Below are 14403 nucleotides of genomic sequence, written 5' to 3'. Positions count from 1 at the left end.
ACTTCTGATTTTAGCCGATTTCACTTCAAAGTTAAACTCTTTCGCAGTTATTTTCACTACTAATTTCCAAACCATTTAGGTTATAATCAAGATGAAGCGCTATCATAACAAGATTTTTTTCACATACAATTTTCAAAACGAAGAGGAGGTTTTTTATGTCGGTTCGTCCTAAATATTCACAGATCGCTGATCAATTGATCCAGCTGATCGTATCTGAAAAACAACAACTCAATACTCGTTTTTTTACAGAAAATGAGCTTTCTAAGAAATATAACGTTAGTCGCTCAACGATTCGCGCTGCTTTAAGTGAGTTAGAAGACCTTAAATTCATCACTAAAGCTAAAAACACTGGTTACTATGTTTCTTATGAACCAGCCAAGTTTGATTTCGCTAAATTTTACAGCTTCAGTAAAGTCGCACATAAAGAAAATCTAGCGCCAACTTCTGAACTCTTGATGTTTGCTAAAACAACGCCTAACTACTATATCGCCCAAAAATTAGGGCTTAAACAAGATGAACTGGTTTATCGGATCGAACGGTTACGCATGCTCAATTTTCAGCCGATCTTATTTGAAAAAACATTTTTACCAGCCAAACGTTTCCCTAAGTTGCGACGTAATGAGCTGTTAAAAAATTCACTCTATGATCTTTTGAGCACCAAATATGCGCTCAAGATCAAAGATGGCGAAGAAGAGTTCTTTGCGAGTTTGATCAACGCACGCGAATCGGAATTACTGGATCTAAAAGTCGGTACTCCTTGTTTAAAGATTCAACGGCGAACTTTTGATGTCGATCATATTCCCTTTGAATTCACCATCACCACCGCCCCTTCACGTTACTTTTCGTATAAGGTCCCTTTGGCCAACAACGAGGTGTGAGTATGAAGATTCCCAAACATCAACAAATCAAAAATCATTTAAAAAATGAAATTCTTTCAGGCAAATTTGAAAACGGTGAAAAATTTTACAGTGAAGCCGAATTAACTAAAAAATACCATGTGAGTTCGATCACGGTGATCCATGCCTTAAAAGAGCTCGTCGCCGATGGTTATCTCGTACGCTACCAAGGGCGGGGAACTTATGTTGCGCGGGCTCGTAAGTTAAAAGTGCTTAAATTCAGTGATTTGATGAGTGCGCAACTTAAACAGCCAAAAACAAAGGTCTTGAGCATCATCAAAGCTCATGACCCCAAGATCTTAACTAAGCTCGGACTTGAACCGTTCGAATCATATTATGCGATCACCCGCTTGCGCCAAACAGAACAAACACCTTATCTTTACCAATGCACTTATATGCCCGAACGCTTCATCACCCACCCGCTTGAACTTCGGTATTATACTTCGATCTACCAACGGATCAAAGAAGAATTTAAGATCAATCTCACGGTCGAACATTATACTGAAACTAACCAAGTCGCCTTGCCAACTCCGCTCCATGTTGCCAAACTTTTAAATATTTCTGAGCAAACGCCAACTATCAAACAAGAACGAACAACAACGCTTTCTTTGAGCGACCAAATCGTCGAATACGTCTGTTCTTATGAACGCTGGGAATATTTCCATATCCAATTTGAATCGATCGATTGATGAGTTATGGATTGACTATTTTGTATGAACGTGCTAATTTAAACTTGTAAAAACACAAACAAACATTCATAAACAAAGGAGCACTTATCATGGTCAATAAAACCCAAGCTTTACAACGGATGCTCAATGAAGATGGCGTGATCGCTGCATTAGCGATCGACCAACGCGGTTCATTAAAGAAAATGTTAGCTCAAAATACCGATCAGCAAATCACCGATCAAGATATCTGTGAATTTAAAACTGTTATCTCCCAAGAAATGACAGCGTATTCATCAGCGATTTTACTCGACCCTGAATACGGACTCGCCGCTGCCAAAGTGCGTGATCGCAACTGCGGTTTACTGTTAGCCTATGAAAAAACTGGCTATGATGTCTCAGAACCCGGGCGGATGCCTGACCTTTTGCCAACTTGCTCGGTCAAAAGATTAAAAGAAGCGGGTGCCGATGCAATCAAGTTTATGCTTTATTACGATGTTGACGAACCACAACGGATCAATAATCAAAAACAAGCCTTTGTGGAACGGATTGGTAGCGAATGTAGTGCTGAAGGCTTGCCATTTTTCTTAGAGTTAATGTCTTATGACGCTAAGATCGACGATACTAAGAGTAAGGAATACGCTGCGATCAAACCACACAAAGTGATCGAAATGATGAGTGAATTTTCTTTACCGCGCTACAATGTTGATGTTTTAAAAGTTGAAGTTCCGGTTAACATGGACTACGTAGCTGGTTTTGGCACTGAATCGATCTACACCAAAGCAGAAGCTGCCACCTATTTTAAGGAACAAACAAAAGCTGCTAATGGCGTGCCATTCATCTTTTTGAGTGCTGGTGTGTCGGCTAGAATGTTCCAGGATACGCTCTATTTTGCTCACGAAGCAGGCTCTACGTTTAATGGTGTCTTATGTGGACGTGCGACTTGGAAAGATAGTGTTGTTCCCTTTGCAAAAGACGGCAAAAACGCCGCTAAACTTTGGTGTGATACCCAAGGGCGCCAAAATATCGCAGAGTTAAATGCAGTCCTTAAGAAAACTGCTACACCACTTTCGATCCCTACTCTTCTCTAAATAACCACATACTAAAAAGCCCTAGAATTCGTTTCTAGGGCTTTTTAACATTCATATCATTTTATTTATTCCAAATTGTTACTGTCACTGAACGTCCCATTTCTTCTTTACCAAAAAAGCCACTAGGGCATAATCCTAGTGACTGTTAATTTAATTTAAAATTGTTCCCACAATAATTCGCGAATTTCTTCTAAGAATGGTTGGCGTGGGTTTGCTGGAGTACATTGGTCGTTATAAACAAGATCGACCATGTCATCTAAGGCACCTTCAAATTGTTCTTTTGTTACCCCATTAGCCGATAATTTTGGCTCAACCTCAAGGGCTTTGAACAATTCTGAGATCTTAGCGCATAAAGCTTCCACTAATTGTGCATCATCGTTACCTGGTAAACCTAACGCACGTGCGATATCAGCGTAATCTTTTTGCGCCCGGTAAACTTCATAACGTGGGTAAACTGAACGTTTTACCTTGCCAGAAGTTCCGTTGAAACGGATCACTGGTTGCATCGCGATCGCAATACACAAACCGTGTGGTAAGCCAAATTCCCCACCTGTCTTATGTGCAAGGGAGTGGTTGATCCCTAAGAAGGCATTGGCAAAGGCCATCCCCCCAAGTGTTGCGGCATAATGCATGTTTTCGCGGGCTTTTTCGCCTGCAAGTGTAGGGTTCTTTGGATCATAGTTGTAAGATTCAACTAAGTTTTCAAAGACCAATTTGATCGCTTCTAACGCCCATGGACGTGTGAAATCTGAAGCCATCACGGAAACATAAGCTTCAAGGGCATGAGAAAGTGTATCGATCCCAGAAAGGGCGACTGTTCGTTTTGGCACCGTCATGACAAATTCTGGATCAACGATCGCTACTTGTGGTGTCAATTCGTAATCAGCCAACGGATATTTCACGTGTGTCTTATCGTCGGTAATAACCGCAAATGGCGTTACTTCAGAACCAGTCCCTGAGGTAGTTGGGATCGCAAAGAGTTTTGTTTCAGTCGCGTGATGGAATTTCACGATCCGTTTACGGATATCAACGAATTTTTGTTGTAATAAGGTAAAGAGCTCACTCACCTTTTCATAGCTATCCAAGAAATCTGGTGCTTGATCTAAGGAGTATTCATAGATATAGCGCGCGATCTTAGCCGCATCTAAGGCAGAACCTCCACCGATCGCAATGACTGTATCTGGTTTAAATTCTGCCATTTGACGTGCGATCTCGATCGTTTGACCTAAAGTTGGGTCAGGACGTACCGTACCGTAAAGTGACGTTTTTACTGGTGTGTGGCGAATTGCTAATTGATCATAGATCTTATCAACAAAGCCAAATTGAACCATGCCTGGGTCGGCTACGATAAAGGCACGCTTGATATCTTCTGTTTCATCTTGCAAGTATGAGATTGCATTATTTTCGTAGTAGATCTTTTCTGGTAAACGAACCCATTGTGGACGATTACGCCGTTTCGCAACGGTCTTGATGTTTAAAAGATCTCCAGTAGATAAGTTATGTGACAATGAATTTTTCCCCCATGATCCCGTACCAAGTGTCAAACTAGGACGTAAAGCATCAGTATAAATATCACCGATCCCACCGATCGAATCGGGTTGGTTGACTAAAATACGAGCAGATTTTGTTTTATCGCCAAATTCTTCAATGAATGGATCTGCTTGCGAACCGATCTGGATCGCAGCATTGTGACCCGCACCTTGATAATCAAGTAAGGCGCCCACGATCTTGATCGCATCGTTACGATCTTTGGCCTTATAAACTGACAAGAGTGGTGAAAGTTTTTCAGAAGAAAGTTTTTCGCCAATGTTTTTTGGATCTAATTCAAATAACATCACGTCTTTATCTTCTGGTAAATAAACGCCCGCTTGTTCTGCGATCCAGCGGGCTGATTTACCTGCAACTGGACCGTTAACACCATGATTGTCATTAAAGACAAAGTTTTCTAACTTAGCATAATCTTCTTTTGGCACTAAATATGCACCTTTGGCTTGCATCTTTTGTAGCCAAGCATCATAAACTGGTGCTTCTACTACCGCAGAGTTTTCGGTCGCACAGATCATCCCGTTATCAAAGCGTTTTGACAACAAGAGATCTTCAACTGCACGATCTAAATGTGCGGTATGATCAACAAACACAGCCCCGTTACCAGCACCTACCCCCATTGATGGGTTACCGGAACGTAAAGCAGCGTTGACCATGCCAGGACCACCAGTAGCTAGGATCGAAGCGATCTGTGGATTTTGGATCAAAGCAGTCGTGTTTTCAAGCGAAGGTGTTTCGACCCATTGAATGATGTCTTTTGGTGCCCCTGCAGCTACAGCAGCATCTGAAATGATCTGCGCAGCATGAACTGAACATTTTTGGGCTTGAGGATGGAAAGCAAACACGATCGCATTACGCGTCTTAAGTGCCATCAAAGCCTTAAACATCGTTGTTGAAGTTGGATTTGTCGTTGGCACGATCCCAGCCAAAACGCCCAAAGGTGCAGCAATCTTAACTTGCCCTTTGATTTTGTCTTCGGAGATCACACCCACTGTTTTTTCATCTTTGATCAAGTTATAGATGTTTTCGGTGGCAAAACGGTTTTTCGTATCTTTATCTTCCACGATCCCACGATTTGTTTCGGCGACCGCTTCATGTGCAAGCATCAAGGAAGCTTCTGAACCAGCTAAGGCTGCGGCTGCCACGATCTTATCAACTTGTTCTTGGGTATACGAAGCGTAAGCAGCTTCTGCTTTGACCGCTTTATCGATCAACTTTCCCGTATATTCACGGGCTGCTTGCATCTTTGCTTCTTTTTCTTCTGGTGTTAAAACTTTTTTCTTTGGCTTTTCTTTGCTCATATTCACTCATACCTCCATAAATACAATCTACATCCAGTGATCCACTTCCAGTCGCCTTTAGTGAATTACTTCACTAATTATATTACCGCTTACAGATAACGATTTCAATTTATTTTATCTATTTTTAATATTTTTTTACAATGGGCTTAGTTTCTTAAGAAATAATAAAATATACTTTTTCTAACGATTTTTTCCTTGTAATAAAAGGTTTTTTAGGCTTAAACGAACAATATTCTTTGTTTTTCCCATCAAAATAATAAATTTTTATTTTTGAAAATTTATTTTAAAAGTAAATCGAAATAAATTATGCTACTCGCTCGTATTTGTGATTTTTTTCACAAAAATATCAATTTTTATTTTAACAAAAAACTTGATCGCAGAAAATTTCCTTGATCAAGTTCTTAAGCTCTTTATATGATGGCTGAACGTTGCGCACTGACAGTCTGGTCGACAAAGGCGGGCAGGCCCTCAAAAGCACGGTAGATCGCTTGTTCAACTTGCAGACCCGTTAAGTTTTTAGCGATCGCAAAACCTTTAAACTGCTCTTTGATCTTAGCCAATGCATAACTCGTATTGTGCTTACTTTGATTTTGGACCATTACTACATAGTCAGCTTGCGAAAGTCGTCTTGAAAAATAAACTTCGGGATTACGTCGATGATAAAAGGCGTCGACCATTAATAAATCCCCCCGTGAGCTTGAACGATCGCAGCGTATTTATCATGGTAAAGTTCTCTTCCGACCACGATCCCGACCGTTGCACCAGCAAGATCAAACTCGATCGTCGGCTGATATTTGACTTTGGTCAGCCCGGTTTTCTTTAGTGGCGTTGCAGGGATCCGGTTAACGGTCTGCTTAGGATAGATCCATGCTAAGGCAAGATCTTCATTTTGTCGTTGCCCGACTTTATCTTTATACCAGCGCAAACGTACGACACTACCTACTTGTGCCTTGCTATGCGGTGTGAGCTGATAACTAAAGGGCTTTTCATCTACTAGTAATGGATTACCGGCAACATCTTTTTGGACGACTAATCTTTGATTTTCATCTAGTTCCACTACACCTTGATCAAATGTCACAGTATTTTGGTGGTATTCGTTTTCAGGTTGGTGAATGACTTTTATGATACGCGGTGTTTTAGTGTGTGAATTAGACACAACTAAGGCATCCCCATTTTTAGGTTTAAATTGGTTACGGACAAATTCATTAAATTTAAGCTCATGTTTTTGCTTGTTATAAGCTTTAAACCCTTTGCGTCTGGTCGACACCCGATAGACCATGACTAACTCAAAAAGTTGGTCATAAATTTTAGGATCACGCTTGATCCAGTTAGTTAAAGCTTCATTTTCCCCTCGAGTTGATAAAAGCGTCTGCAAAGTTTGTAACGTGCGATCGATCTTTACTTTTTCCGTTTTTATCGGCGGAGTAGTCGGCTTTAACACCTGTTTATCGGGGACTTGCTCTGCTGTTTGAGGTTCTGTTTTTTTAGCTGTTATCTCAGTAGTATCATTCGTTGGAACTGGCGGCACCTCTTTTACTTGGGCAATTTTTAAAATCACTTTGATCGCCTTAGCAGTCAAACATAATTCATTTTGTGAAGCCCCAGTCATTTCCAGTAGTTCTTTTACTTCAGTACGATAATCATACATTTTCCCCACCATTTAGCTATAAAAAACAATAGCTTCCTTTCTTTTTTTGCTTACCCCATTTCCATAATTGCCTGACAGTTCCCACTGCTGTCACCATCATTTTACGCTTGTTTACACGCTAGTAATATTAAAAAAAATAGAGCTCAAGTTTTTTAGCCTTGAGCTCTATAGTCAAATTACTTTTCGCTGTCGATCACCGATTTAGTTACCGAATATGGTGTACCTTCTAAAGTATCATTTAAATGATCAATCGTTTCATCACCGATGTATTCTGCTGTTTTCTTTTTAAGATCAACCTTAACGTTTTTCACTAAACGGCTCAAACTTTCTTCGACCTTTTTCGCACAACCTTCGCACTTCATACCTTCAACTTTAACTGTATGTTTTTCCATGATAGATCTTCCTTTCATATTTAAAATTTGACCCGGTTCAACCGTAACGCATTTAACACAACTGAAACCGAACTTAAACTCATGCAGGCCGCTGCGATCATTGGGTCTAATAGCGGTCCACCAAAGAAAGTTAAAACACCTAAAGCCACAGGGATCCCTAAACAGTTATAGAAAAATGCCCAAAAAAGATTTTCCTTGATGTTTAGCATCGTCTTTTGACTGAGCTTAAGTGCCTTGACTAACGAACTTAAATCCGAATTCATCAACACGATATCGGCCGAATCGATCGCAACATCGGTCCCGTTACCGATTGCTACTCCGACATCGGCCAAAGCCAACGCTGGTGCATCATTGATCCCGTCGCCGACCATTGCGACGTGTTTTCCTTTTTCTTGTAGTTCTTGAATAACTTGTGCCTTATCTTGGGGCAAAACTTCGCTGATCACATTTTTGATCCCGACTTGTTGTGCGATCGCCGTTGCCGTTTTAGTATTATCTCCAGTTAACATTATCGTTTCTAATCCTAAAGAATGCAACTGTTGTACTGCTTCACGGCTGTCAGCTTTTAGTGGATCTTGGACCGCGATCACCCCAAGCATCTGTGCTTTTACACCTAAAAACATCACCGTTTTTCCCGCAGCTTTTAATTGTTCTGCCTGCAAAAAAAGCTCCGATTCCGTTGTTACCGCTTGATGCATCAATTTTTCATTGCCTAAAAAATACATTTTACCGTCGATCTCACCTTGGATCCCAAAGCCCGGTAAAGTTTCAAAATTTTTAACAACAAAGTTTGCTTGCTCTTTTGCTGCCACTAAGATCGCATGTGCTAGTGGATGCTTAGCGTAAAATTCCAAGCTCGCAGCAAAACGCAAAACTTCCGTTGTTTTGATCCCAGCAGCGCCTAAAACATCGGTAACACTAGGCTTTCCTTGCGTTAAAGTCCCGGTTTTATCTAAAACGACGGTCTGGATCTGAGCTGCTTGTTCTAGTGCAGTCCCATTTTTAAATAAGATCCCTTCACTGGCACCCTTACCAGTTCCGACCATGATCGCCGTGGGGGTGGCTAAGCCAAGCGCACACGGACAAGCAATCACTAAAACCGACACAAAGATCGTTAAGCTAAAACTCAACGAGCTCCCCGTTAGATACCACGCTAACGCTCCGATAAAAGCGATCACCATGATAACTGGCACAAAATACCCCGAGATCTTATCCGCTAAACGAGCGATCGGTGCCTTAGAGCCTTGCGCTTGAGCGACCAAGTTAACGATCTGCGCCAATGCGGTCTGACTCCCTACACGCGTTGATTCACAGGTGATCTGCCCATTTTGACTGACCGTTCCAGCAACCACTTGATCACCTACTGTTTTAGTAAGTGGTAAGCTCTCACCTGTTAACATTGATTCATCTACACTCGTTTGCCCCGAAAGGACCTTGCCGTCAACTGGAATACTTTGACCAGCTTGCACTAAAAACTTATCGCCAACTTTAAGGTCACTGACCGAGACTTCTTTTGTCTTACCATCGGCTAGCACTAATAAAGCCTTTTTAGGCACTAAATTCAACAACGAGGTCAAAGCAAAATTAGTCTTTTGCTTGGAGCTATCTTCCAAGTATTTACCTAACATCACTAACGCAATGATCATCCCCGCTGCTTCATAATATAGCGAATAATGAACACCTGTAAGCCACGTATTTACCGTATTGACCACACTATAGATCAAAGCTGCTCCACTTCCGACCAGTACTAAAGAATCCATGTTGGGGTGCCGTTTATAAAGAGCTTTCGCCCCAGTTATCAAATAACTGCGCCCAAACCACAAGATCGGCAAAACTAAGAGAAGCTGGATGAGCGCCCCACTTTTAGGCGCATGCATGCTATCTAAAAAATGTGGCACTGGTAAACCTAACATCGAGCCCATTGCCACTAACATCAAAAGCACCGCAAAAACTAGTGCCCAGATCATGGCAGTGCGTTTTTGTTGTAGTCTTTTAGCCGTCGCTTGTTCTTTGGCTGCAACTTGAGCCTGACTGAGCGCTTGACTGACTTTGGCGTCATAGCCTGCGTCTTTGACGGCTTGGATAATGTCTGTTGCAGTTAATTTTTCTGCATGGCTAACTTTCATACTTTCTGTTGCTAAATTAACAGCGGCATCTTCGACCCCATCAAGATTTGAGACCGCCTTTTCGATCGTCTGCGCACAGCTAGCACAGACCATCCCTTCAATACTGAAATCGTCTTTTTGCATCGCCTTCACCTTCTAAGGATGTTTGTTTACATTTGTAGTTTAACACACTTAGTTACGCCTGTTAACTACAAAGCTTTGGTTTACCATCCGTAATATAACGTGGTGATGATCGCGATCGTAGGATAAGAGATAAAGCCTAATGCTCCAAAAATGGCGAAACGATATAAGTTTTTGCCCCACTCTGGGAAACGTGCTAAAAACTTAGCCGTAGCTACGCGATATAACAACATGATAAAGAGTGTCGTGACCACTAAAGCCCCACCAATACTTGTTACTAACGTAAATAACGTATAGGCTTTACTCGTTGCTTCCCCCGCAGACAATAGCCACAGTGTCGAGCCTGTATAGATCAATAAAAACAAAATCTGTAAAGTTGCCGAAACTTGGCTGATCTCACGCGCATGACGCGTATTTTTAGCTAAATATTTCATTGCCAACCAATACAATAATCCCATCAAAAACACATACCACCGGTGCGTGAAAAATGTTACGATAATTCCCATAATAAAATAACTACTATATGAGCCTAACTCGATATAGCTTTTCCTTTCTTAAAAATCTTATTTCAAAACATACTTTTCGATCGCTTCGCCAACACCATCATGATTATTATCAGTCGTGACTGCCTGGGCTAATTGTTTGATCTGTTCATTTGCGTTGCCCATTGCGACTCCAAAGCCTGCCAACTCAAACATGGTCAAATCGTTATTTTCATCCCCTAAGACCATGATCTCAGCTGGTTTGATGCCCAAATGTTTGCCTAATTCGATCACGGCATCACCTTTATTAGCTTTAGGTGCCATCATTTCAAAGAACCATGGCGCACTCAAAACAACGTAATATTCACCTAAAAGTTCTTCATCAAGTGCAGCTAATGTGGCTTGAATGATCTCAGGTTCATCGACCCACATATATTTAGCTGCAGCAGGTAATTCAGCGATTTCTGCTGGTGTCCGATAATGGAGTGGCATTTTGGTATAAAAAGCATCTACCACAGTATATGGACTAATATCTCTAAACGTCGTATAAACATGCGAATCAGGCATCACGATCTGTCCTTTGATCTTTAGTTCGTGACTTAAAGCATCTAGCGCGACTACCTGTTTCTTAGTGAGTAAATTTTCAAACACAACTTTCCCATTGCCAGTAACTTGCGCCTTTGCCCCATTAAACGTGATCGCATAATCTTGTTCACTGACTAGCTCTAACTCTTTTAAATATCGTTCAACGCCAGAAAGTGGACGACCCGTGCATAAAACAACGTAAAGGCCTTTTTTTCTAGCCTCCATAATTTTTTGCCGTGTTTTTGCGCCAATTTCTTTTTGATCATTGACTAAAGTTCCGTCAATGTCGATCGCGATCATCTTAATACTCATTTTCTTCCCTAACTATTTATCAAAAATAGTTTTCCTTTCCTAAAATCCTTAGCGATATTCTTAATACCACCCTACAGTTTCAAAAACTAGTATATCATTTTTAGCGCACATTACTTAATGATATACTGCTAAAATCAAGTCTATCTATGGATACAAAAAACGACCTCCACCTAATGTGCAAGTCGTTTAAAAATTAACTACAATTTTTACAATATTTGATCGTAATATCACGCAACGGATCATGTGGCACGATCGTTTCGTTTTCCACCGTGCGATGATAACCCTTGATCTTAGGCAAAAGTGTTTCCGCCGCCTTAGTTGCATCTTGTTGATCATTGCGATAAGGGATCTTTTTTAAGAGATCACCACTTTGATTGATCGCAACGATCTGTCCAATTTGTTGATAGGTGATATTTTGTTCTTTAACTTCTAATTCTGTTTGAACTATTCCTGGAGTTTCTGCAATATACCCCGGGATCACTGGGCTTTTTTCAGTAGCATAACTCAGTTTTTCGGGAATTTTTGAATACTCAAGGATCTTACCACTGATAATGTCGATCTTACGGCAAATATTCCACAATACTTTTTGGCGTCTTGCCCGACGTAAAGCACGTCCCTTAGGATCAACAAACTTAGTCGTTAAATAAGTTTTTGTGGTCGTTTGTTCATGCTTAGTCGCACTATATTCAGCTACTAAAGCAGATTCTCTTTCAGATTTAAGTCCGAAAAATTCATAATCGACCTGAGCCTTAGTAAATTTTAAGGGGACATAGACGACCCCATCTGTTACTGGAGATGCAAGATCTGAAGCTGTTTTGCCTAGATGATTTCCTGCCATATCTTGTAACTTTAGCTCAGAGATCGTATCATCACCGGTAAACTGCAAAGTTTGTCCAGTTCGGCGATAAAGCCCTCCAAAAAGCAGCTCGATTCGCTCATAAGTTTTTCGCTGTTCACTGGTAACGATATCTTCACTGACCAATTTTTGCTCATCTTTTGAATAAAGTTTTCGGGGAGAACTCAAATCGGCAGCATCAACAAACACCAACTTTACTTTATTATCAGCTAGCCGATCATATTTAATTGCTATTCCATCAATAAAAATACCGAATCACTCTCCTAAATTACTAAAAAACAAAATCCATAAAAACACGCTTAAAGCAACACCGTCTCCTTTAACTGAGTAGGAAAGCAAGGCAAAACACCCCATCTGTTTACTTTAGATGAGGCTTCATCTCCCAAAAACAAATAACCCGAAACGCTGTTGATCTGAATTTTTATGCTGTTTGAATAGCATAAAAACATTCAAATCAATATTTATTACTATAATACTATTTTTTATGCATAAATTTACTAATTTTTCACTATAAATACATAGTTGTTTTTAATTTTATTTTTTTAATTAATATTTTGAAAAATATATCTCCGCTAAAAAGGGCTTCCATTGTTTCTTGATGCGCTTTCTAATTATAAAATTCACACCAAAAGGTTATTATTCTCTTTTGTTACTCACACTCAGCCTTTATTTAGAGCACATCTATTAAGCACAGCGCATAATCGTCAAATGCAACATAAAATCATTATACTTATCATCAGCCATATCTCTGCCGACTACAGTTACCGTACGTACGGCTAGCTCTTCATTTTCATCATAAAGATCGGTACTATCGACTCTGATATCTAGTTCTACCGGCTCTTCGATCTGCAAATATAATTCGGTCTCATCATAATCACATTGATAAAACCCACGGATCGGTGGTAAAGTTTCCTTACTGTGACGTTCACCTACAAATGATTCTTTTTTAGAATGACCGTCACGTAGGGTCATTTTTACGTTAAATTCTGTCATCGTAGACATTTCAGCAAAAACGTAATACCCATAAGGAACACTCAATTTAACTGTCTTATCATCTTCTTTCAACAAGATTTCACTCATCTTCATTGCCTCCGTAAATAATATTTTTTAACCAATAACTTAAATTAATTTAACAACTATAATTTTATAATCAGCCCATTTTAAGGGTCAACTAAAAACAGTCATAACTAATTGCTGTTAAACAAAAAATAAGATTATTTATGAAAAAGTTAAGCAAAAAATTATATATGATACAACTAATTAGTAAAATATCAGACCATCATGTAAAATAAAGACATAACTCTAACAAAGGAAGATCCACATGGTAACGATCAAACAAATCGCACAAGAATCAGGTTTTTCACCTGCTACTGTATCGCGACTCTTAAATGACGACCCGACACTTTCCGTTACCCCCGCGACTCGCAATAAAATCCTTACAGTTGCGCAACACTTGGGCTATGGTAAACGGCATAACAAACTTCTGTTGGACCACAAAATTGCGCTTTTGCTCAGTTTTACCGCTGAAGAAGAACTTCAAGATATCTATTTCAACACACTCAAAGAAACGTTACTCTCTTTAGGTGAAGATGCTAATTTTGAGCTAACTTGCTTTGAACAACTTGACGAATTGATCACACAAGGTAAAAAATTTGAGGGATTCATTGGCATCGGAGCTCAACCTCTACCAGCCGATAAATTACAACAATTAGCTAAAGTTTTACCTTTGGGCGTCTTTTTAGACATTGACCCGGCACCTAAACTTTTTGATTCAGTCCAGCCAGATCTTTCGCAAACGATCTTGGATGCTTTAGAACGTCTGATTGTAGCTAAAAAACAAAAAATCGGCTTTATTGGTGGGGAAGGCTTTATCATGGGAACTCAGCAATATCCCCAAGATCCACGGGCTTTTGCTTTTGAAAATTGGGCAAAACGACTCGGTGTCTTCTCAGAAAAATTTTATTTTGTTAAAGGACCCTTTACGACCGCTAACGGTTATGAATTGGGTAAAGAGATCCTTAAAACCCTTAAAGGTGAGCTTCCCGAAGCTTTCATTGTCGCTGCTGATCCGTTGGCAATCGGAGTGTTACAAGCTTTTAACGCCGCTGGGATCATGGTTCCTAAAGATATCGCTTTGATCAGTATCAACAATATTGAGATCTCTAAATACGTTTCTCCCCCACTGACAACTTACAACATTGATCAAACACAATTATGCCAAACAGCGATCAATTTATTAGTTGATGCCTTAGAGCGACCAACGCGGGCTAAGATCCACGCTTTCATTGACACCGAACTAGTCAAACGTAAAAGCTTTTAGTTATTCTCCCTAACAATGCAGAGATTAGCTTAATTGACATTTACCACAAACAAGCTCTATTTCA

Annotated in this window: 13 protein-coding genes; 4 read left to right on the top strand and 9 right to left on the bottom strand. The window is 40.1% G+C overall.

Annotated features, from left to right (window positions below; genetic code table 11):
• Positions 1-155 precede the first annotated feature (155 nt).
• From FC32_RS03930 to lacD, 3 genes are all read left to right on the top strand, one after another.
• On the top strand, positions 156-878 hold the full coding sequence (locus tag FC32_RS03930; RefSeq protein ID WP_025086672.1) for a GntR family transcriptional regulator: 723 nt from the start codon (positions 156-158) through the stop codon (positions 876-878).
• A gap of 2 nt (positions 879-880) precedes the next feature.
• On the top strand, positions 881-1585 hold the full coding sequence (locus FC32_RS03925) for a GntR family transcriptional regulator (RefSeq protein ID WP_025086671.1): 705 nt from the start codon (positions 881-883) through the stop codon (positions 1583-1585).
• A gap of 89 nt (positions 1586-1674) precedes the next feature.
• A complete protein-coding gene (gene lacD / locus FC32_RS03920; protein ID WP_025086670.1) occupies positions 1675-2652 on the top strand; it encodes a tagatose-bisphosphate aldolase in 978 nt (325 codons plus the stop codon).
• 155 nt (positions 2653-2807) lie between these two features.
• Here lacD and adhE read toward each other — a convergent pair whose 3' ends face one another.
• The 9 genes from adhE to FC32_RS03880 form a co-directional block, all read right to left on the bottom strand.
• Positions 2808-5498, bottom strand: coding sequence for a bifunctional acetaldehyde-CoA/alcohol dehydrogenase (gene adhE, locus FC32_RS03915; RefSeq protein WP_056957278.1), 2691 nt, complete (start codon positions 5496-5498; stop codon positions 2808-2810).
• 410 nt (positions 5499-5908) lie between these two features.
• Positions 5909-6175 (bottom strand): hypothetical protein, encoded by a 267-nt coding sequence (locus tag FC32_RS10955; protein ID WP_235722457.1) that lies wholly within the window; start codon positions 6173-6175, stop codon positions 5909-5911.
• Positions 6175-7146, bottom strand: a complete 972-nt coding sequence (locus tag FC32_RS03910; protein ID WP_235722454.1) for a hypothetical protein — start codon at positions 7144-7146, stop codon at positions 6175-6177. Before FC32_RS03910 ends, FC32_RS10955 begins: the two co-directional genes overlap by 1 nt.
• Positions 7147-7322: 176 nt before the next feature.
• Positions 7323-7538, bottom strand: a complete 216-nt coding sequence (locus FC32_RS03905; RefSeq protein WP_025086669.1) for a heavy-metal-associated domain-containing protein — start codon at positions 7536-7538, stop codon at positions 7323-7325.
• A 20-nt stretch (positions 7539-7558) separates the two neighbouring features.
• Positions 7559-9787: a heavy metal translocating P-type ATPase gene (locus FC32_RS03900; protein ID WP_056957277.1), complete on the bottom strand. Its 2229-nt coding sequence runs from the start codon at positions 9785-9787 to the stop codon at positions 7559-7561.
• An 80-nt stretch (positions 9788-9867) separates the two neighbouring features.
• Positions 9868-10290, bottom strand: coding sequence for a hypothetical protein (locus FC32_RS03895; protein WP_025086668.1), 423 nt, complete (start codon positions 10288-10290; stop codon positions 9868-9870).
• Between the two features lie 57 nt (positions 10291-10347).
• The gene (gene yidA, locus FC32_RS03890; RefSeq protein WP_025086667.1) at positions 10348-11163 is read right to left on the bottom strand and encodes a sugar-phosphatase; all 816 of its coding nucleotides are present in this window, start codon (positions 11161-11163) and stop codon (positions 10348-10350) included.
• A 193-nt stretch (positions 11164-11356) separates the two neighbouring features.
• On the bottom strand, positions 11357-12208 hold the full coding sequence (locus FC32_RS03885; RefSeq protein WP_056957276.1) for a mucin-binding protein: 852 nt from the start codon (positions 12206-12208) through the stop codon (positions 11357-11359).
• Between the two features lie 495 nt (positions 12209-12703).
• Complete coding sequence (locus tag FC32_RS03880) at positions 12704-13099, bottom strand: hypothetical protein (protein ID WP_025088025.1); 396 nt, start codon at positions 13097-13099, stop codon at positions 12704-12706.
• 241 nt (positions 13100-13340) lie between these two features.
• Here FC32_RS03880 and FC32_RS03875 point away from each other — a divergent pair, with 241 nt between their 5' ends.
• The gene (locus FC32_RS03875) at positions 13341-14339 is read left to right on the top strand and encodes a LacI family DNA-binding transcriptional regulator (RefSeq protein ID WP_035460296.1); all 999 of its coding nucleotides are present in this window, start codon (positions 13341-13343) and stop codon (positions 14337-14339) included.
• The last annotated feature ends 64 nt before the right edge of the window (positions 14340-14403 follow it).

It is taken from the genome of Ligilactobacillus apodemi DSM 16634 = JCM 16172 (genome assembly GCF_001434405.1).
GTDB classification, from domain to species: domain Bacteria; phylum Bacillota; class Bacilli; order Lactobacillales; family Lactobacillaceae; genus Ligilactobacillus; species Ligilactobacillus apodemi.
This window is presented reverse-complemented; position numbering and strand designations above follow the sequence as displayed.